This is a genomic window from Psychromonas arctica (genome assembly GCF_038155225.1).
Lineage (GTDB): Bacteria > Pseudomonadota > Gammaproteobacteria > Enterobacterales > Psychromonadaceae > Psychromonas > Psychromonas arctica_B.
Genome location: NZ_JBAKBA010000011.1, coordinates 76,589 through 96,454, shown reverse-complemented (window position 1 = coordinate 96,454; position 19,866 = coordinate 76,589). Strand labels below are relative to the sequence as shown.

Annotated in this window: 18 protein-coding genes; 7 read left to right on the top strand and 11 right to left on the bottom strand. The window is 34.5% G+C overall.

What is annotated here, in order from left to right:
• Positions 1-28: 28 nt before the first annotated feature.
• Complete coding sequence (locus V6255_RS06730) at positions 29-994, top strand: hypothetical protein (protein ID WP_341627463.1); 966 nt, start codon at positions 29-31, stop codon at positions 992-994.
• 128 nt (positions 995-1,122) lie between these two features.
• Here V6255_RS06730 and V6255_RS06725 read toward each other — a convergent pair whose 3' ends face one another.
• Together V6255_RS06725 and V6255_RS06720 are read right to left on the bottom strand one after the other, a co-directional pair.
• On the bottom strand, positions 1,123-1,911 hold the full coding sequence (locus V6255_RS06725; protein WP_341627462.1) for a M48 family metallopeptidase: 789 nt from the start codon (positions 1,909-1,911) through the stop codon (positions 1,123-1,125).
• Positions 1,912-2,001: 90 nt separating this feature from the next.
• Positions 2,002-3,207, bottom strand: a complete 1,206-nt coding sequence (locus tag V6255_RS06720; RefSeq protein ID WP_341627461.1) for a multidrug effflux MFS transporter — start codon at positions 3,205-3,207, stop codon at positions 2,002-2,004.
• 203 nt (positions 3,208-3,410) lie between these two features.
• Here V6255_RS06720 and V6255_RS06715 point away from each other — a divergent pair, with 203 nt between their 5' ends.
• Positions 3,411-4,370, top strand: coding sequence for a LysR family transcriptional regulator (locus tag V6255_RS06715; RefSeq protein WP_341627460.1), 960 nt, complete (start codon positions 3,411-3,413; stop codon positions 4,368-4,370).
• A gap of 71 nt (positions 4,371-4,441) precedes the next feature.
• On the opposite strand, the gene V6255_RS06710 is transcribed toward V6255_RS06715, so the two are convergent.
• Positions 4,442-5,509: a branched-chain amino acid aminotransferase gene (locus V6255_RS06710; protein WP_341627459.1), complete on the bottom strand. Its 1,068-nt coding sequence runs from the start codon at positions 5,507-5,509 to the stop codon at positions 4,442-4,444.
• 242 nt (positions 5,510-5,751) lie between these two features.
• On the bottom strand, positions 5,752-6,384 hold the full coding sequence (locus V6255_RS06705) for an alpha/beta family hydrolase (RefSeq protein ID WP_341627458.1): 633 nt from the start codon (positions 6,382-6,384) through the stop codon (positions 5,752-5,754).
• A gap of 134 nt (positions 6,385-6,518) precedes the next feature.
• Here V6255_RS06705 and V6255_RS06700 point away from each other — a divergent pair, with 134 nt between their 5' ends.
• Positions 6,519-7,094 carry a GNAT family N-acetyltransferase gene (locus V6255_RS06700; protein ID WP_341627457.1) on the top strand — a complete coding sequence of 192 codons (576 nt, stop codon included), beginning with the start codon at positions 6,519-6,521 and terminating at the stop codon, positions 7,092-7,094.
• A gap of 117 nt (positions 7,095-7,211) precedes the next feature.
• Here V6255_RS06700 and V6255_RS06695 read toward each other — a convergent pair whose 3' ends face one another.
• The 6 genes from V6255_RS06695 to V6255_RS06670 all read right to left on the bottom strand — a co-directional run bounded on the left by V6255_RS06695 (position 7,212) and on the right by V6255_RS06670 (position 13,316).
• A complete protein-coding gene (locus V6255_RS06695) occupies positions 7,212-7,574 on the bottom strand; it encodes a 4a-hydroxytetrahydrobiopterin dehydratase (protein WP_341627456.1) in 363 nt (120 codons plus the stop codon).
• A 71-nt stretch (positions 7,575-7,645) separates the two neighbouring features.
• Positions 7,646-9,379 (bottom strand): SagB/ThcOx family dehydrogenase, encoded by a 1,734-nt coding sequence (locus V6255_RS06690; RefSeq protein ID WP_341627455.1) that lies wholly within the window; start codon positions 9,377-9,379, stop codon positions 7,646-7,648.
• Positions 9,380-9,578: 199 nt separating this feature from the next.
• Positions 9,579-10,013, bottom strand: coding sequence for a TerB family tellurite resistance protein (locus V6255_RS06685; protein WP_160060612.1), 435 nt, complete (start codon positions 10,011-10,013; stop codon positions 9,579-9,581).
• Between the two features lie 123 nt (positions 10,014-10,136).
• Positions 10,137-11,234, bottom strand: coding sequence for a GGDEF domain-containing protein (locus tag V6255_RS06680; RefSeq protein WP_341627454.1), 1,098 nt, complete (start codon positions 11,232-11,234; stop codon positions 10,137-10,139).
• A 71-nt stretch (positions 11,235-11,305) separates the two neighbouring features.
• On the bottom strand, positions 11,306-12,154 hold the full coding sequence (locus tag V6255_RS06675; protein WP_341627453.1) for a PA4780 family RIO1-like protein kinase: 849 nt from the start codon (positions 12,152-12,154) through the stop codon (positions 11,306-11,308).
• 283 nt (positions 12,155-12,437) lie between these two features.
• Positions 12,438-13,316, bottom strand: a complete 879-nt coding sequence (locus tag V6255_RS06670; protein ID WP_341627452.1) for a DMT family transporter — start codon at positions 13,314-13,316, stop codon at positions 12,438-12,440.
• A 163-nt stretch (positions 13,317-13,479) separates the two neighbouring features.
• Here V6255_RS06670 and V6255_RS06665 point away from each other — a divergent pair, with 163 nt between their 5' ends.
• Complete coding sequence (locus V6255_RS06665) at positions 13,480-14,325, top strand: delta-class carbonic anhydrase (protein ID WP_341627451.1); 846 nt, start codon at positions 13,480-13,482, stop codon at positions 14,323-14,325.
• Positions 14,326-14,413: 88 nt separating this feature from the next.
• Here the strand turns inward: V6255_RS06665 and syd are convergent, their stop codons facing one another.
• Positions 14,414-14,965, bottom strand: a complete 552-nt coding sequence (syd, locus tag V6255_RS06660; protein ID WP_341627450.1) for a SecY-interacting protein — start codon at positions 14,963-14,965, stop codon at positions 14,414-14,416.
• Positions 14,966-15,072: 107 nt separating this feature from the next.
• Between syd and queF the strand changes: the two genes are divergently transcribed.
• From queF to V6255_RS06645, 3 genes are all read left to right on the top strand, one after another.
• Positions 15,073-15,930: an NADPH-dependent 7-cyano-7-deazaguanine reductase QueF gene (gene queF / locus V6255_RS06655; protein ID WP_341627449.1), complete on the top strand. Its 858-nt coding sequence runs from the start codon at positions 15,073-15,075 to the stop codon at positions 15,928-15,930.
• Between the two features lie 73 nt (positions 15,931-16,003).
• Positions 16,004-18,205: a GGDEF domain-containing protein gene (locus V6255_RS06650; protein ID WP_341627448.1), complete on the top strand. Its 2,202-nt coding sequence runs from the start codon at positions 16,004-16,006 to the stop codon at positions 18,203-18,205.
• Positions 18,206-18,296: 91 nt separating this feature from the next.
• Positions 18,297-19,760 carry a GGDEF domain-containing protein gene (locus V6255_RS06645; protein ID WP_341627447.1) on the top strand — a complete coding sequence of 488 codons (1,464 nt, stop codon included), beginning with the start codon at positions 18,297-18,299 and terminating at the stop codon, positions 19,758-19,760.
• The last annotated feature ends 106 nt before the right edge of the window (positions 19,761-19,866 follow it).

Here is a 19,866-nt window from a genome sequence, read left to right as displayed (position 1 = left end):
AAATTTTAAAAAAATAAAGGTTAGTCTTATGCAATCTATTAAACATTTTTTCATTGAATTAGGCAGAGACATTTTTAATGTCACATTTACTCTGTTTAAAGTCATGATCCCAATCTTAATTACCATAAAAATTATTGAAGAATTAGGTGGTATTGTTTTATTAAGCCAATTACTTGGCCCTTTAATGCAAACGGTCGGCTTACCAGACAGTATGAGCTTAGTATGGGCAACCACGCTACTCACTAATATCTATGGCGGTTTAATTGTACTAATAAGCATCGACAATACTCTGACCGTTGCCCAAGCATCTATTCTTGGCAGCATGATGTTACTTGCGCACTCTTTACCAATTGAAGCGACTATCGCGAAAAAGGCAGGTGTTAACTTATGGGTAACCTTAGTCTTTCGTATTGGTGGTAGCTTATTGCTCGCGTGGATATTACATCAGACCTATCAGTTAACAGGTAGTCTTAATCAACCAGCAAAAATGCTTTGGTCTCCAGAGGTCAGTGTCGAGAATGGTTATCTTGATTGGGTAACTAGCCAGCTACAAAATTTAGCGATGGTCTTCCTTGTTATTTCGACGTTGCTATTTACTTTAAAGGTTTTAAAAATACTCGGTATTGAAAAGTTAATGGCGATCATCTTAAAGCCTTTTTTAAGGTTATTAGGCATTAGCCAAGAAGCAACGAACATTACTATTATTGGTGCCACATTAGGACTTTCATTTGGTGGTGGGTTATTGATACATGAGGCACAAAAAGGACATGTCGCAGCACGAGATGTTTTCACTTCCATTATGTTATTAAATTTATTACACAGTTTGATTGAAGATACATTATTGATTTTATTAATTGGTGCAGATTTTAATACGATTTTCTGGGGAAGGTTATTATTTTCAGTCATTATTATTGCAGCATTAGCAGCGACGATTAGAAAGCTATCGCCAGTATTTTGTGAGCGTTATTTATATCGAAGTGTTGCACGCAACTAAACAGCGACAGATGTGGAATTAAATAAAGCAGGAAGGAAGCAGCTAAGGAAAAATCCCCCTTAGATTAACCTTAATCTAAGGGGGATTTTTAAAGAAGTACTAACAAAGTGTCATTTCTAAATAGATAATTACAATGTGCAACTAGGTGCAGTTCTAGTACTTTTTGTTAAGTTCTTTAACTCGTCTTGTAGGTTACTAATACGCGTTGTATTTGATGGATGAGTAGACAAAAACTCCATTGGCTCACTACCGCCAGAAGCGACTGCCATGTTTTTCCATAGTTCAACGCTCTGTTGTGGATCAAATCCTGCATCATTCATTAACTGTAAACCAACGATATCTGCTTCAGACTCTTGAGCTCGCCCATAAGGCATCGTAATACCATATTGTACGCCTAAACCTAATGCCGCCATTCCCACTTCAGAGTATTGAGTAGTACCGATAACCGTTTGTACAGCTGAGGTACCGTAGCCTGTGATTTCACTAGAAGATAAACGCTCATTAGAATGATTCGCTTGTACGTGAGCAATTTCATGTCCAATAACCGTTGCAAGTTGATCTTGGTTTTTAGCGACTTCTAATAAACCTGTATAAACACCAATTTTACCACCAGGTAATGCAAAGGCATTGACTTGATCGCTTTCAAAAACAACCACTTCCCATTCATCAAAATCAGGCTGCTTACCTAACGTATCCGTTATCTGTTTACTAACGCATTGCACATAAGTATTTACTTTTGGATCTTGATTAATAGTTTCTTGTTTTTTTAATTCCTCAAATGAATTAACGCCTAATGTAGCCATTTCAGCCCCATCAAATAATAAAACTTGATTACGTCCGGTTGGCGACGATGTTACACAGGCGGTCAACAAAATAGAGCTGCTTAATAATGATAACTTTAAGATTGAATTTTTCATCATGAGTCCAATTTATAAAAGAATAATAAAACTATTATCTCAGGCTAAAAGTAATAATGCGAATGTATTTTAAATCACTATAAATGCGCTTTAATGACAACTTACTTGCTCTTGATGCCAGTGTTTGTAAGCGGGTAATGACATAGTTAATAACAAAATAACACCTCCTGTACCTATCATAACCACACTCGCATAAGGAGCAGAAAATTGAGTTTGTTGTAACAAACCAGTTAATAACGCAGCACCACTCATTTGAATACAACCTAATAACGCACTAGCCGTTCCAGCCCTTTCACCAAAAGCACTTAATGCCATCGATGTCGCTGGGCCCAATAACAAAGCAAAACCAACGCACAGTAACAGCATAGGTAACATAAAATATATCCCAGCTAATAATGCACTTTCAACGGGTATTTGTTGCATAACCACTTGCGTCACCGCTGACAATATAAACAGCCATAATGCAACCACCACTGTTTGATGATTACCTAATTGTTTAATTACTTTAGGTGCAATAAAACAAGCTGCGATATTAATCAGAGCATTAAAACCAAACAAATAACTAAAGGTTAATTCACTAAGCTGTAAATGTTTAATTATCCAACTTGGTGCATAAGAAACATAGGTTAAAATACTTGCCATACCCATCATGCAAGTCAATGCATAAAATACAAATTGGCTATTCGCTAAAATAGGTTGATAACGTGCCCAACGATATAACGCGGTATGATTATTTTTATGATCTGGACGAGTTTCAGGCAACCTAAAAGCAACAATAAACAAAACTAAAATAGCAAATAAGGTCATGAAAATGAACGTAGAGCGCCAGCCAAAATGCAAAGCAAGAAAACCACCTAGTGTCGGTGCTAACGCAGGAATAACACAAATAACGCCGTTCAAATAACTGTAATAGTGTGCGCTTTGCTGTGCATTAAAACGATCTCGTACTGCACTAAAAACAACAATTGACGTTGCACACGCAGCAATTCCCTGTAGTACACGCGCTAATTGTAGATATTCAAACTCCACCACCGATGCCGCAAATAAACTACTCGCAATATATAAACAAATACCCAGTAATGCGATCGGTCGACGACCAAAGCGATCAGCTAATGGACCAATAAGAATCTGACCAATACCCATCGCTAAAATAAAGAGTACTAACGTAGATTGAACTTGTGTGTCAGAAACAGAAAACTCTAACGCCATTTCAGGCATTGACGGTAAATAGATATCGATAGCTAATGGGCTTAATACCACCATCATCATTAAAATAGGCAATAACTTACGGGTCATAACAATCTCTTTTTTGAAAAAACAGGTTTGGCTGAATTACGATAATAAAGCGACGTTCATTGAGTCACGCTTTATGAAATAAGACTCAATGACAGTCAGTGAATAACAAAGCGAGTTTAAATCAGCTATGATATGAATAGAAGTGACATTAATTCAGATCTTAGTTTCCTCATGGGAATATCTAGGAGTAGCTAGGAATACCTATGAATATCGATAAACTAATGCGCATCGACTTAAATTTATTAGTCGTTTTGCAAGTCTTATTAGAAGAGGAAAGTGTTACACGTGCAGCAGTTCGTCTAAACTTAAGTCAATCAGCATTAAGTAAAAGCCTCACTCGCTTAAGAACAAGCTTACAAGATCCCTTATTTACACGTACCGCACATGGTTTAAAACCAACTACACATGCTTTACAGCTGCAACAAACACTACCGAATCTATTACAGGGTTTATATCAGTTAACTCAAGCACCAAGTTTTGACCCAGCTAGCAGTGACAGACACTTTTCCATCAGTATGTTAGAAAGTGCCTATGCAACATTATTACCTTGCTTTATCGGACCATTATTACAACAAGCAAAAAGTATTCACCTTGATGTCTTAAGTTGGAAAAAAGAGTCTATGCAAGCACTACAACAAGGAAAAATGGATTTTGGTATTACCGCATTAGACTTCTCTGAAGATCACCGTCTAGAGATACAAAAATTACCAGATGGTATTGAACATGTCATTTTATTTAATGACCATCAAACCTGTTTAGTCCATCAACATCATCCTATTTTAACAGCCGTAGAAAATGGTTCATGGAATCAGGACGCTTATCTACAACAAAATCATATACAAATCGTATGTGAGGGTAATAAATGGTGGGCATTAGATTATTTTTTAGAAAAACAAGGAAAGCAGCGTAACATTATAAGCACCTTACCAGACTTTTATGGAGGTGCGAGTCTTTGTGCACATAGTGATTTAATTTTCACCCTGCCTTCAAGCTTTATTACTCATGCACAAAAATTATATCCACTTAAACAAATCCCATTGCCTTTTGCTTTTTCTGAGATGGCTTATGTATTGATATGGCACCAACGAAATAATGATGAGCCAGGGCACAAATGGATCAGAGAAATGATCTGCAATAATGTTGAAAATACATTTGGAAGTTAAAAGGGAAGTAAAAAATAAAAATAAAAAAGGCGCCAAAAGCGCCTTCTATCACATCAAGATAAAACTAAACGTTAGAAGTCTACTTTTTCAATCCAGCCAAATTTATCTTCACGTAAACCGTACTGAATACCCGTTAATTCATCGTATAAGTTACGAGAAACAGTCCCTGCTTTATTGTCATTAATAAAGTAATCTTCGTCTTTCCAACATAGTTGACCAACAGGAGAAATAACAGCAGCAGTCCCACAACCAAATGCTTCAGTAATTTTTCCGCTTTTAATATCAGCTAAGATGTCTTCAATGGCTACTTGTTCTTCAGATACTGTGTAACCTAATGTTGGAGCAAGTTGTAAAATTGAATCACGAGTAATACCAGGTAAAATACTACCGCTTAATTTAGGTGTCACAATATGGTCACCATAAACAAAACAGATATTCATCGCGCCAACTTCTTCAATATATTTACCGTGTATCGCATCTAACCAAAGTACTTGAGAGTACCCTCTTGCAGCAACATCTTCAGACATATATAAGCTAGCCGCATAGTTGCCGCCAGTTTTAGCTTCGCCAACACCACCCACTACAGCACGACGGTACTTATCAGCAACATAAACAGAGACAGGTGCAAACCCATCTTTAAAGTAAGCACCAGCAGGGCCAGTAATGATAAAGTGTAAATACTTATCACTTGCGCCTAAGCCTAATTTAGCACCTGTTGCTATCATAGTCGGGCGAATATATAACGCGGTACCATTTTTTTCAGGTACCCATTGGTTATCTATTTTTAGTAATTCCATTAATGCTTTAAGGTGAAACTCAACATCAACTTCAGGCATTACCATACGCGCAGCAGAACGGTTAAAACGTTTAAAGTTTTCACGAGGACGGAATAAGTTAATTTCGCCACTTTCTGTACGGTACGCTTTTAAACCTTCAAAAATTTCTTGCCCATAATGTAAAACTGAAGCAGATGGGTCTAATTGCAGCATTTGATAAGGTTTAACTTCAGCATTTGTCCACTTTTGAGTCGGCTCGTATGTTTGTGTAAACATATGGTCGGCAAATACTTCACCAAAACTAAATTCTGCAGGGCAAGCATTGCGGTCAGCAACTGCTAGCGGTTTGATCTCAATTGACATGTAAATCCCTTATGTATCTAAATGCTTTAACAAGCACAAATATTCTACGTGTGGATGGACGAGCAATAGATTTTAAAAAATAATCTACAATACATCCACAATTCTTTTACAAATAAACCACAATTAATCAGATTATTGAATAAACAGTGATCATTTTCGATTTTGATTGATGAAAAATAAGGGTTGTTACCTTTCAACTTTATTTTATTCTATTTTTATCTATTTCACTTTCAGGCTTTTTATTACTCAACAAGACAACGTTTAATATAAGCAGCTAAATACGTAATGCTCGATTCAATATGTTGTTGATGCGTAAAGCCGCTTTTCACTCGAGGCTTAAAATCATGATCACCATCTTCTAACCAATACCATTGAAAGGTTTCTGGTAAAGAATAACCGATGACTTCATGTTGGTCGCCAAGTTTATCACGTGAGCCTTGAATAATAGCAATAGGTTGCTTAATAGTCGCTAAATGTTCTGTGCGCAGCTTTTCAGGCTTCCCCTGAGGGTGAAAAGGATAGCCTAAACAAGCAATTCCTTTAACCTGTTTTAATTGCTCAGCAGTAGACTCGGCTGCTAACAAAGTAGCCATTCGCCCTCCCATAGACTTTCCGCCAATCACCATTGGTTGATCCAGCCCTTGCACCACTTCTAAAAACTGTTTCAATAAATGAGGAGCTCGCTCAGGAGGTCGACGACTTCCGGTTTCTACACGCTGCTGCATGTAATTAAAATTAAAGCGGGCAACTCGAATACCTTGTTCAGCCAAGCCAACACTTACCTTTTCCATAAAGTCTGACGTTAGTGGTGCGCCTGCGCCATGGGAAAAAACAAATAAAGGACCATTTTCAGGTCCATTAAAAATAAGCTTCATATTACTCTCAAGCTAATATATAAAGGGTCATAATGCGATTATGTCGCTAAATCGTCAAGTGAAGAAGCCGATGAATTAAGATAACTTATTAGTTACAATAAAATTAAGTAAATGAAGATAGGGATTGAGGAACAATGTTTAAAAAATCAACTTCAACAATAGAGCCATGTCATTTATCTCAGGTTGCATTATTACAAGATGTAGCGATAAGAACCTACCAAGAAACTTTTTCTGATACTAATAGTGAAGCTTTACTGCAACAGTATTATAAAGAGTCGCTCAATATAGAGAAATTATCTGCACAGCTTCAAAATACAAACAGTGAATTTTATTTTCTTTATGCCACTTCTAATACATCAGAAAGCATATCTGAAAGTGAAGCTAAAAATACAGACGCTAAGCTAGCTGGTTTTTTGAAATTAAATGTCGATGATGCACAAACAGATATATTTGATGCAAAGGCATTGGAGGTCGAAAAAATTTATATACTTAAAGACTTTTTATCACAAGGTTTAGGTAAAAAATTAATCTCATTTGCTATTGAGCGAGCCATTGAACAGAATAAAAAATACTTATGGTTAGGTGTTTGGGAACATAACTTCCCTGCATTAACGTTTTACCAAAAAATGGGATTTGAACAATTTGGTGAACATGATTTCAATATGGGTGGAGATATCCAAAAAGATTTATTATTGAAAAGGGTTCTGTAAAAAATCTATAACGATATCAGTAGAAATTAAATCACTAATGTCAGTAATCAGTTAACAGTTAACAGTTAACAGTTAACAGTTAACAATCTAAGAATAAAGCACTCGTTTTAGCACCTGTTAGCACTCTAAAAATAAAGCACTGGTTTTAGCGGCCATAATAAAATCATTTTGATGTAAGCCTTTAATATTATGGCTCCACCATTGCACCGTCACCATCCCATATTCAACAATGATCAACGGATGGTGATTGACTGATTCTGCTAACGCAGCCACTTGATTAGTAAAACGAATTGAATTGCTATAACGCTTAGTAACAAATTCACAAGATAGTTTCCCTACCCCTTTATCTTCTATCAAAGACCAATCATTAAATTGTGTTTTTAGCTGCACCAGTAACTCAGACATGTCACTTACGGTTAATGGTTGCTCTGTTGAATTAGCATTGCATGCACTACATGTTTGTTCGGTTAACAATGTCATGATATTTTCCTATTTTAATTTGTAATCAGACTTCTATTTTTCAACTAACTATTCTACTTTCAACTAACCAATTATTCTGCCGATGCTTGTAGATGAAAGTATGCAGGTTTGGTTGAAATACGCCTATCCTCAATATGTTTACCCACAGTAAAATGATATAAACTCTGCCACTGCTGATCTTTTAGTCCTAATAGATCATGAACGAGATCGTCAAAGAAACACCCAATCCCAGTACCTCGATATCCATCACTTTCAGCGGCTAAATATAATGCTTGTCCAATCATACCTGTTTCCCAAAATAACAAAGGATATTGGTTTGCCGAACGAATTAGGTTATCTTCAAATTTAGTTAACATCCCTAAGCTATAGGTGCTGTCTGCAGCTATATCTTGCTCACAACTTACTGCCTTAGCTATTTTTCTATAGTCACCTTTTTTTAATAAATATAAAGGCTGATTTTCTATTGTTTGTGACCATTCAAAATCACTATGCATTGCTGACTTTAATGCATTTAAATGAGATGGATTACGCAACCAAAGGTATAACCCCGAGTTTATCTCTTCAACATGATGAACAAATAGCATTAAATGAGTTTGGGCTGGTTGTGGCAGGAGAGAAAATAGCATATTTTTCTCTGGTAATGTTTTTTGTAATTGAGAGACAAAAGTATCAATAGACATCGTACTCGCGATCGCATCAAAACTCTGCGCACTTCGACGTTGATGAATAAGTGCTTGTGCGCTTTCTTCAATTAAAAAGGAATCAGTTTGCTCTCCATGATTTTTTACAGAAAGAAATTTTTCAGAAAGAGCAGATGAAGAAGGTGTTGTCTCAGCGGTTAAAAAAGTAAGAGCTTGTTGATGAGTCGCATTAAAAACATCATCAATAATCGGCCAATCTTGATGTGACTGGCTTAATTGATTAGCAGGATCAACATACGTTATCTCCGGCAAGTCGTTTAACCAGTCTTTAACTTCTTCCAGGCTTTTGACTTTTTCTGGGTTTTTAACCTCTTCGATATGATCGTTACTACAACTCACCCAACAAATACAATCAACATATTCAACTTCTTCTGCTACTGTATTTGATTGATTAAGCCCTAGTATTGACTGCACTTTTTTATTTGAAACATTCTCAAGTACTTCAACTTGCCAGCCATTTAAATTGGCCGCAATATTTAAAGCTGCAAGCGCATGGCCTAAGTCATGTTGACAATAACGGTAAGCTCTCTCACCATATTTCCAAGCTTCACGCCATGCAATACTTGTTAATACGACTGCAAAGCCTTGCTTTTTATTAAGCAGCTCACTAGATGATTCAGATAATACTGCGCGCTTTTCTAAGGAATTAATATATGGATTATAATGGGCACTGTAAGCATTTTTATGTTCTGAATTTAAGTTACCTTCGGTTTCAATCTCAAGATCAGGCAACAGTAAATAGCACTCTGTCGGATGTAAATTGCCACTTGATGGATTAACACGTAATGCCCATTCTGTTCCGTTATAAGACTTCCATGCAGATAATCCTAAGCTGTTCTGTAATAGTGCAGCAATACTCTCAAGACAAATCACTTTTGCAGGTTTAGTAGAGCGTTCATATAGATAACTAGCAGGGACATTATCTAACTCATTCTTTAATAGTGACGGTAATGGTAAACGTATTTTTTCAGCACCTTGATATAAACGATAAGGTAGTGGTTGATTTACCCAATCCATAAAACCAGATGAACGAGCGTATGCTCTGGGTCTATGTTTAGTTTGTTGATGATAGTTTTTAATGGTGTTTAATGCAGAAGCTGACATAACAATATCACTTTTATGATGAGTTAATAACGGAATAGTTAGTTGATGGTAAGGATGTCATTAACTAACTGTCATTAACTAACTGTCATTAACTAACTGTCATTAACAGCAAATCAATAATTGGTTTTATTGTACGCTGCTAAGGTTTATTAAATGAAACATTAACAAACCTTAAAGCTCATAACATGTTGATTAATGACTATTCTGGATTAACAGAAAGTTTGGTTCTAATAAAATCACTATGATTAACATAAATTAATGCTGCAACTTTACGTATTAATGCTTCTTCCATTTTATCTAAGTGGCCATCCGCATAAGCGATTTCCCACATTGCTTTAATTAGGTCAATACGAGCTTCACTGTCTAAATCACCTAATTGAGAAGTAAAATCAAAGACTGAATTACTGATAGTTATTTCTTGCATCCCTACTTTCAACAACTCAGCTGCTTTTTCTTTATCAATATCAACCAACTTTTCTAACGTATTAATAATTGCAATTTCTTCTTCTTTAGAAGCGTTTTCATCTGCAACACAGACTTCGCAAAGTAAACAAACAATCGCTAATGTACTATCAAACTTAGGACTTTCTTCGGGAATTAACGTATTCAATAATCGCTTAATTTTTGTAATCATGTCGTGACCTACCTAAATAAAAAATGTTTAAAAATAAATGTAGTGAAAATAACACTATCATAAAGTTTAGTTGTAACTAAAAGGGAAGGAATATATTTGTTAAAAAAATGATATTAATATGCATTAAGAATGAGTAAGTTGATGGTATGAAACGACTTGATTTCGGCCATTATCTTTAGCTTTATATAACGCGATATCTGCCTGCTCAAGTAATTCTTTTAGGGTTTCATTTTTAACCTCATTATGACTGATACCAATACTTCCTGAGCACTCAACAGAATCTCCTTGTGAAGTGGTCAAAGTAATCTTTTCAATAGCACTTCTAACATGCTCAGCGATAACTTCTGCAGATTTAGGGCCACAACGAGGTAATATAATAGCGAACTCTTCTCCACCAATACGAGCACAAAGTTTATTTTCAGGTCCCACATTTTGTAAAGCATCGCTAACAATGATCAAGCATTCATCACCTACAGCATGCCCATATTTATCATTAATATCTTTAAAATAATCTAAATCGATGAGCAGCAAACTATAGGATTTATTTTCTTTATTCTTTTTTGTTAATAACTTTTCACCTTCTTGAAAAAAGAACCGACGGTTATTTAATCCCGTTAACATATCCGTAGAGGCTTGCTTAATAAGCCCCAATTCATGCCTCTCAATTTGTTTACTAAATAAAGTCAGCGCCAATATAATAGCGAACATATCAACTAAAAAAGCCGATTGGGACAATAAATGATTCGCAGCTTCACTAAATACATGTAACGGATTTTCATTAAGGGTATTTTCACAATATAAAAATAATGATGCGGCTACCAAACTTAAAGTAGTTTTAAGCTTTTTTTCTTTTAATTCAAATAATAATAACGCGCCGATAGGCACTAAGAAATAATAAAAATGAAAGCCACTTTCTTGAGTAAAAAAGAGATTACCACAAATAAATAAGTGCAGCATAATCAAGGAGAAATACCAGGTTTTAGCTGCTTTATGATGATGTTGATGACTAAAAAAAAGTGAGAGGAAGTAACCACTGGTCAAAACAAGGTTATACAAAGCAACCAAAGGTGCATTTAATACATACATGTAACTAATGGAATAAACTATCGCAATCAATATAGTCAAAAGAACGAGCATATTTAGCATTCGAGTCTTTTGTACAGCACTTGAATGTTCATTTTTAGTGCCAAGCGCCACAATAGATGAAAAAAGATCAAACATAATATTAAGCACTCTTAGGCATAAAAATCAGGTAAATATTTAATAATAAAACCGTAATAACTTAACGCTTTTTATTCACCGTCCGACATACGCTCTAGGCGATCTAATTCCTCTTCACGCGCTGCATTTATTTCATGTAAAACAGTATCAACGTCAGCACTGATTTCTGAATCGATAAATTTTCCTGTTAATACTGTTTTAGGGGTTAATTCACCCGTTTCAAATATAGCCCAAATTTCATCACCATAACGAGTAGAAGCAAGGCTAGGAGCAAACTGTGAATAGTATTGAGTCATATTATTCACATCGCGCAATAACATTTTCTTTGCATTGTTATTACCTGCAGCATCAACTGCTTGTGGTAAATCAATGATCACAGGTCCTTCATCATCAACTAATACGTTAAATTCTGATAAATCCCCATGAATAACACCAACACTTAACATGCGCACGACATAATCCATTACTTTCGCGTGATCAATTAGCGCTTTTTCTTCTGGCATAGTGACATCATTTAAACGTGGCGCAGCAAAGCCATCAGCATCAGTAATGAGTTCCATAATCAACACACCACCAAAACATCCAAAAGGTGTTGGTACTCTTATGCCTGCATCTGCAAATTTATAAAGCGCATCTACTTCGGTATTTTGCCAAATTTCTTCTTGTTGTTCACGACCAAATTTAGAGCCTTTCTGCATTGCTCTCGCGTTTCGGCCATTACGAACTTTTCGTCCTTCATTGTACAAAACAGCATTTTTAAAACTACGCTTGCTAGCTTCTTTATAAACCTTTGCACAACGTACTTCATCGCCACATTGAACAACATAAACTGTTGCTTCCTTGCCGCTCATTAGTTGTCGTAAAACACTATCTACAATGCCATCGTCAACTAATGGCTGGATTCTTTTAGGTATTTTCATTTATATAATTAAGTTTTCTAATATTTGGTTGAAATAGCTGAATGCTAAGTAAATTTGTAAGCTGATTTAACAGAAACAATGATAGGCCATAATACTATAGTTAGGTAAATAGATAAGCATTGTTTCTTTTTTATTCAACTATAGTCATTAAAAATAAATTTAAGTTCATTTGAAATAGACCAAATATATTTTTAAATCATTCATTTATGCCGTATTAGTTCATTTTATGATGTTGAACGGTATTTTATGTATTTAAATAATCATCTAGTAAAAGATCAAAATCTTACTGCTTTTTTTTACTGCCAAAAACGTTAACTAACGCCCCTAAAATGATCAATATGCCACCTATTAATGTCCAAAAAGAAGGAACTTCATTAAAGATAATCACACCTAATATAGTTGAGAATATAATTTGAACATAAGAAAAAGCACTGACTTTAGCGGCAACTTCACTTTGCATCGCTTTGGTTAAACCGACCTGTCCCATCTGGGTAAATATCCCCACAAATAACAATAAAATTAACGCTTCTGTATCAGGCATCACAAAATTATCGCCTAACAAAATAATGGATAACGGTAATGCAATCAGAGGAAAATAAAAGATAATCACCGAACTATCTTCGCATTTACTTAATCGTTTTACGATCACATATGCGGTACCACTGCCTAATGCCCCCAATAAAGCAATAAAAACACTAAACCAAGGTAGTACAACTTCACTATTAAGCGATAGATTCGGTTTAACCATCGCAAACAAGCCTAACAGACACAATAAAATACAAATCAAGGTTGAACGTTGAATTCTTTCTTTTAAAAATAAAAACGCCAAAATAGCAGTAAATACAGGATAGAGATACTGTAATAACGTTGCTTCTACTAAAGGTAATGTTGTCACCGCGTAATACACACACAGCAAAGCAAGTGTTCCAACAACTCCACGAGCTATTAATAGAACTTTATTGTTTCCCCATATCGGTATTTTTTTTCTTTTAATATCAACATAACTAATGATTAATGATACTAAACCACGTGCAGCAACAATTTCAAAAACAGGAATATGGTGAGTACTGACTAATTTCACACAAGCGGTCATTAATGCAAAAGAAAATGCAGATAACAGCATAAATCGTAAACTAATAGGTATCGACAGGAAAAAAGACATCAAAATAACAATCCTAATATAATCTAAAATAAAGAAAATGTATTTTATCGTATTATTATCACCTTACTCACTTATTTAATAAGTTATTTTTGTTATGTTATTTAAAGCATTACAACTCTATTTAACTAAAACGTTAAATTTATTCATAACAATGGAAATACAAATGAAAAAATATCTACTGCTATTATGCACTACTTCAATCCTTCCTTTTTCAGCATTCGCATTACATCATGAGTCTGTATCAGATCAGGTTATTGAAGCACAAAGAGCTGAGTTACAAAAAAACACAATAGGCAAAGGATTCGGCCCTCAATCTCCTCGTGATATAGATGATTTAAGTGGCACTAATCAACAATTATTCTCGGCAGCACCAAGCGCTTCTAAAATGAACCTATGTAATATTCATTTCCATAAAAATGCCGAACATAAAGGAGGAGAATTTACACAATATGCAGGTAATGGCAATGGTGATGGTTATAACAGTGGTTACCAATATACTGGTTTACTAACAAAAAATGAGCTTGCTCCAACGAATAACGCTGTAGGCAAAAATTCACATAGTGAATTATTTCCTGGCGACACAATTGAAGTACATTACGTATACTCTTCTGCACAAGTAACACCTGGCCCTACACTGGGCGCTTGTTTGAGTGATTCGATTAAAAATCCTGAGTTACGTGTAGAGTCACAAGTTCTTGTTTTAGTAAATGATAAATCTGCACTTAATTTTATTGAGTTAACTAAAAATGCGAATAAAGGGGGTTATCAACAAGCGATCAACATCCCTTCTAACTCAGGAAATCCCGTACAGTATAAAGGATCAACAACAGGACCTAGTTACAATGAAGCAGGATCACCATTTCAAGTAACTTGGAACGTAAGACCCAAAGTGTTAAAGGTTGATATTAAGACAGTAGACACTTGGTTAAAAGGTAACCAATATAAAGAAGACCATGCTCACGGCGTTAGAAACTTAGTTATTAATCCTGCGTTACTTTCTGCAAAATAAATTTTATCAAAATTTATCATTCTAATAAAAACTAAAGCCAGTATAAAAATGCTAATACTGGCTTTCACCTCAACCTACTTAACTTATTTTAGCTCAATCTAGGTGTTAATAAACCTAAAAACTCAGCTAATGACTCAGCGAGTACTGACTCTTGTTTCTTACCCAAGGTTTCTAGTTGTATTTGCCCAGTTTCATTCAAAATTGAAATAACTTGCATTTCATCGCTACAAGTAGCTATAAACATCGATGCAGGTTTTTTAAGGCGTTTTTGCATCATAAAATGCGCAATCATATTTTCTTGTAAAATTAAAAAATCCTGATCATTCCATACTTGAATAAGTTCAATAGGATGGCCTTCAAATTCACAAGTAATATGCTCACTGTAAGCACTACAAAATAGATCTTCAATAGAAGGATGTAATGTAACTTCAAGTGCTTCCTCAATATTACTCAAGGTTACTTTTTTATCTCGTACGAGGGCTTTCCAGGTAATCTTTTGATCGACAACATCGCCGACTTGGCATGGAGAAATCCACTCTGCATCAAATTCTTGAGTAGGTAAAGTCTGATGTGTTGATTGCCACAGTTGTTGATGACGTTGATACAAAGCAAATAGCTCAATTTGGATATCTGTATTCATAGCTCGAATAATTCTTCTATTTAGTTACAATACTCCATATTGTAACGATTCAGGCTCTGTTGTCTTGTATTTATAACAAACCTTGCCTTTTAAAAATGAGAAATACCATGTCAGATTCAAGTTTATATAGCCAAAACGATGCTTTAAAAGATCTATCATTGGGTAAAGTCACAGAATATAAATGCCATTATGATAATTCGTTATTACAGGCTGTACCTCGTAGTTTAAACCGTAACGAACTAGGATTAGAGGCAACTTCGTTGCCTTTCTATGGTGTCGATTTATGGAATATTTATGAGCTTTCTTGGTTAAATAAAAAAGGGAAGCCTGTTGTTGCAACTGGCGTGATAAAAGTCCCATTCGATAGTGAATTCTTAATTGAATCAAAATCTTTCAAATTATATTTAAATAGCTTTAATCAAAGTCATTTTGATTCAGTTGAAGCTGTACAGGAAATATTAACTAAAGATCTTAGCGCTTGTGCAACCAAACCAGTTGAAGTAACGCTCAATGCAACATTGGATAAAATAACTGACACGCTAGGCACATTTACAGGCATTAACTTAGACGAGTTAGATATTGAAATCTTCGAGTATCAACTTTCACCAGTGCTTTTAAAAAATATTAGTTTAGAAGAAACGGTAACAGAGACTTTATACTCGCATCTGTTAAAATCAAATTGCTTGATCACCAGCCAACCAGATTGGGCAAGTGTTGAAATTAGTTATACTGGTAAACAGTTGGATCGCGAAAATTTACTACGGTATTTAATTTCTTTCCGTCAACATAATGAATTTCATGAACAATGTGTAGAACGCATTTTTTGTGATTTAATGGCCTATGGTTCATTAACATCGTTAACGGTCTACGCAAGATATACTCGTCGAGGAGGATTAGATATTAACCCCCTACGAAGTACTTCTACATCGTCAACTATTCAAAATGTGCGTTTAATAAGACAGTAATGTTATATTTGTTACAATAACGAACATTTAAATAGCAATAAGATTTAATATCTTAATAGGGTTTAAAGTATTAATGAATTTTTTTTCACGTGCACTTTTAAGTTGCTTATTACTCTCTATTAGTCATTCTGCATCGGCTATTGGCCTAACAGATGCGCTGATCCCTGCATCAATAAAGAAAAGTTATAAAACACGTCAACTTGAGCCGTTAACCTGTATAAAATCAGTCACTCAATTTATAGAAAAAGTAGCGGCATTACCGCCACCGGTAAATACTAGAAGCAGTGAAAACCTACTAACCAATAATAAAAGAGTAGTAAATAATGCTCCTACGCATTTACTAGCCTCTTGCTATATTGAATTAGAAGATTATGAGAAAAGTTTAACGTTATTAATGCCGCTATTAAAAAACCCTAGTGTTACACCTGATGAAATTAGAACTTTAAACTTAATTTCGAGTGAAATCCCAGAATCGGAGCGCCCACAATTAAGCAATGAAACACTCATTAATATGATGCAAAATTCACTTAAATTAATGAAAGAAGAAAAACGTAAGAACAAAAATAATTTAGATGAGATATTAAATTTATCGATCACAAAACTAGCGCTCGAGACACATCAATATCAACTTGCAAATGAATCGCTAAGTAAAGTTAAACAAAACCTGAAAAATTCTAAAGAAACAGAATTATTAGCTTGGTTAGCTTATTTTTATGGACACTATTACGATCAAATAAACCAACAACAATTAGCAATAACAAACTTTCAAAATGCTAACTCAATGGCAGACAAACTAGAACTGATTAAATTAAGCAGTTTAGTAAAAGAAAGCTTATCTACCCTATACCAACAAAAACATCGCTATAAACGTGCCATCGATTTCGCGAGTCAACGTGTAGAATTATTATTACCAACAGAAAACTACGTAGAACAGGCTGACAGCCTATTAAAATTTGCCATTTTGAAGCGTCAAAATAAAGAATTTAACCAATCATTAATTTATTTATTTAATGCAATGGAATTAGTAGAGAAAAACAACAAAACCTTACTAGCCTATATTTATTTAGAGCTGGGACGTACTTATGCCTCTATTCCCTATGATCTGCAAAAGAATACCGATCTTGCTCAGAAATATTTACAAAATGCGCGCCATCATTTTCAAAAGCTAAATAAGCTAGAACAGCAAACTGCAAGCATCTTATTATTAGCGCAGCTCAATATACGCAGTCAAGACACTGGCCTCGCTATCTTACAATTAGAGAATGTACTGACTCTTGCAAAAGATAAATTTCCAGAGTTACGCGTAAAAGCCTTTGAAATGTTAGCATTAAGTTATGAGCTTTCAGGCGATCATCAACAAGCGAATTTCCATTTTAAAAATTTCCACTCTTTACAAAATGCAATCAAAGAAAAACAGTTTGCCTTACAACAATTAAAAATTAACGAACAATTTCAATTGATCGAACAAACTCAACAACAGATACAATTAGAAACAAAAAACAATGAATTGCTATTAAAGAATAATCGCTTTAAAAATGTAGCTTATGTAGCAACTCTTTTGCTATTAATTTCCTTTTTAATTATTTTTGCTGTTCTACGTCGCACTAAAAAATTGGTTATTTCTGAGCAAATCACACGTAAGAAACTACAATTACATCCAAGAACCAAATTACCATCGCATCAAGTACAAGTTCAAAACAACGATCTTCAATATCAAGGTAAACCACTTTTTTATGCATTAGTTTATGTCCCCTTCTTAAGTAATTTAAATGGTTCAAAGGGGTTATTTAGTTCAGAGAAAATTGAAACGGCTTTAGGCGAAGAGTTAAAAAATAATTTTCAAGAACATACAATGATTACTCAAGTTCGCGATAACCAATTATTATTTATTTCCGAACAAGCTCATCATGGCGAAGCTAAGAAGTTTGCACAGGAAATAGAAGTGTTCTTTAAGTCTTTTGCAGATACTTACTCACTTGATGGGCAAGTTGCGAGTGGTGTTGTTGCTTTTCCTTTTTTACATAATGTTTCACGAGCAATTGCACCAGAAAGAATGCTTAACTTAACAAGCTTAGCATTATTTGGTGCTTGTAAAATACGAGAAACAGTAGGTGAAAGTAGCTGGCTAGAGCTATATGCGATTGAGAAAATACAACCCGCATTTTTTGACGGTGACCTATGGATACTGGGTCAAGCAGGTATAGATAAAGGAATTGTAAAGTTAAAATGTAGTCACCCAGGTACTACAATCTGTTGGCCAGAGCTAAATCGTTAATAATTTGCGTATTTAAATTTGACTTATCACGCTTGTACTTGTCCCTTAACTGATTGATAATTAATAAGACATTATTAAAAGGAATCAACTAATGGCATCATCTATCGCAATAGTTCGATTATTGCAGCAATTATTGAAACTAAGTCATCGTCAAAACAAAACGATTGATAAGTATCAAGTTAAGTTTTTAAAAAAATTGCAATCTACTTCAACTGTTGAAGCTGAAATAGAACTTTTTGATGAATATACCCAACAACTTGAAAGTATTCCAAATAATTTAGATGATAAGCTTTTAGAAGGTCATTTAGTTTCTCGCCAATCTCAAGCTCAGCTGCAACAGATACAGTCACTTTCAGGATCTATTAAAAGTAGAATTGAAAAGATGAAAAGCTGCCCTGAGCCCTACACTGTTATTGAATACCATTCTGAATTAAAAGAGCTCATTAAAATTTATCAACGAGCTGTTATTGAGCTAAGTAAAAATGCAATAAAACCAGAGATTGACAATAAAGCTGACGTTGAATTTATTAATGATGAATTGCAATTACTCATTCTTGAGTTAGATGTAGGTCAAGCTTTTGTTAAAAAGCTTGACCATATTCGCCTTAAAATACGTAATGAAAATGACCCTTTTAGTTTACCTCATCACTGCTTAGAAGTTATTACTATCATTATTGATAGTACGCGTGAAGAGCGACGATCTTCACGCCATTTTTTATACACATTAAATGACAGCCTAACGCAATTTTATTTAAACTTTGCACAAACCTTAAAGATAACTGAAACTGATTTTGAAAAGCAAAAAGAAACTTTTGTTACGATAAAAAATAATGCTGAATTGTTAAAAGAAACGAGTGAAAAAGAACAAAGTATCGAAACCTTACGTGAGCGTATTTCAGAATATGTTACTGATGTACAGGAAGCCATGGCTGAACAAGAAAAACAACAAGAAGAAAAGTTCCGCTGTAAATTTCAAGGAATGGTTAGGCAAATTAAAGAATTACAAAATGAAACTCAAAGTTATCAAAAAACACTTAAACAACAAAACAAACAATTACATATTGATTTTTTAACTAAAATCCCAAACCGTGCAGCATGGAGCGAACGTTTAAAGATTGAAGTGACACGTTTTAAACGTTATAAAAACACGCTTAATATTGCCGTTATTGATATTGATAATTTTAAATCTATTAACGACAGTTTTGGCCATCTAGCCGGTGATAAAGTACTTAATGTGATTGCACAAACATTGCAAAAATCTATTCGTAATGCTGATTATATTGCCCGTTATGGTGGTGAAGAGTTTGCTCTATTATTACCAGAGATATCTCCAGCACAAACAGAATTGGCATTAAATAAGTTACGTGATCGTATTAAAAAAATCCCTTTTCAATTCAAAAAAGAAAATTTATCGATCACCATTTCTATTGGTTTTACTACTTTTCTACTTTCAGATGACGCAGATGATGCTTTCGAACGTGCTGATACAGCGTTATATCAAGCTAAAAATATAGGTCGCGATAAAGTTATCTTTTTACCAAAAGATAATGAATAAGCTTTAATTAGGAATAATTAAAACACTTTAGTTTATTTTTATTTCAATTATTTATAATAAATTAACGCTTTTAGATAGCTTATCAACCCAACTAAGTTAGTCTTAA

Excerpts from the sequence above, each read along its gene's own strand:
- V6255_RS06675 (WP_341627453.1), bottom strand. The coding sequence starts at position 12,154 with ATGAAAATACCTAAAAGAATCCAGCCATTAGTTGACGATGGCATTGTA.
- V6255_RS06670 (WP_341627452.1), bottom strand. The coding sequence starts at position 13,316 with ATGTCTTTTTTCCTGTCGATACCTATTAGTTTACGATTTATGCTGTTA.
- V6255_RS06710 (WP_341627459.1), bottom strand. The coding sequence starts at position 5,509 with ATGTCAATTGAGATCAAACCGCTAGCAGTTGCTGACCGCAATGCTTGC.
- syd (WP_341627450.1), bottom strand. The coding sequence starts at position 14,965 with ATGAATACAGATATCCAAATTGAGCTATTTGCTTTGTATCAACGTCAT.
- queF (WP_341627449.1), top strand. The coding sequence starts at position 15,073 with ATGTCAGATTCAAGTTTATATAGCCAAAACGATGCTTTAAAAGATCTA.
- V6255_RS06690 (WP_341627455.1), bottom strand. The coding sequence starts at position 9,379 with ATGTCAGCTTCTGCATTAAACACCATTAAAAACTATCATCAACAAACT.
- V6255_RS06695 (WP_341627456.1), bottom strand. The coding sequence starts at position 7,574 with ATGACATTGTTAACCGAACAAACATGTAGTGCATGCAATGCTAATTCA.
- V6255_RS06725 (WP_341627462.1), bottom strand. The coding sequence starts at position 1,911 with ATGAAAAATTCAATCTTAAAGTTATCATTATTAAGCAGCTCTATTTTG.
- V6255_RS06720 (WP_341627461.1), bottom strand. The coding sequence starts at position 3,207 with ATGACCCGTAAGTTATTGCCTATTTTAATGATGATGGTGGTATTAAGC.
- V6255_RS06650 (WP_341627448.1), top strand. The coding sequence starts at position 16,004 with ATGAATTTTTTTTCACGTGCACTTTTAAGTTGCTTATTACTCTCTATT.
- V6255_RS06730 (WP_341627463.1), top strand. The coding sequence starts at position 29 with ATGCAATCTATTAAACATTTTTTCATTGAATTAGGCAGAGACATTTTT.
- V6255_RS06665 (WP_341627451.1), top strand. The coding sequence starts at position 13,480 with ATGAAAAAATATCTACTGCTATTATGCACTACTTCAATCCTTCCTTTT.
- V6255_RS06680 (WP_341627454.1), bottom strand. The coding sequence starts at position 11,234 with ATGTTTGATCTTTTTTCATCTATTGTGGCGCTTGGCACTAAAAATGAA.
- V6255_RS06705 (WP_341627458.1), bottom strand. The coding sequence starts at position 6,384 with ATGAAGCTTATTTTTAATGGACCTGAAAATGGTCCTTTATTTGTTTTT.
- V6255_RS06715 (WP_341627460.1), top strand. The coding sequence starts at position 3,411 with ATGAATATCGATAAACTAATGCGCATCGACTTAAATTTATTAGTCGTT.
- V6255_RS06685 (WP_160060612.1), bottom strand. The coding sequence starts at position 10,013 with ATGATTACAAAAATTAAGCGATTATTGAATACGTTAATTCCCGAAGAA.
- V6255_RS06700 (WP_341627457.1), top strand. The coding sequence starts at position 6,519 with ATGTTTAAAAAATCAACTTCAACAATAGAGCCATGTCATTTATCTCAG.
- V6255_RS06645 (WP_341627447.1), top strand. The coding sequence starts at position 18,297 with ATGGCATCATCTATCGCAATAGTTCGATTATTGCAGCAATTATTGAAA.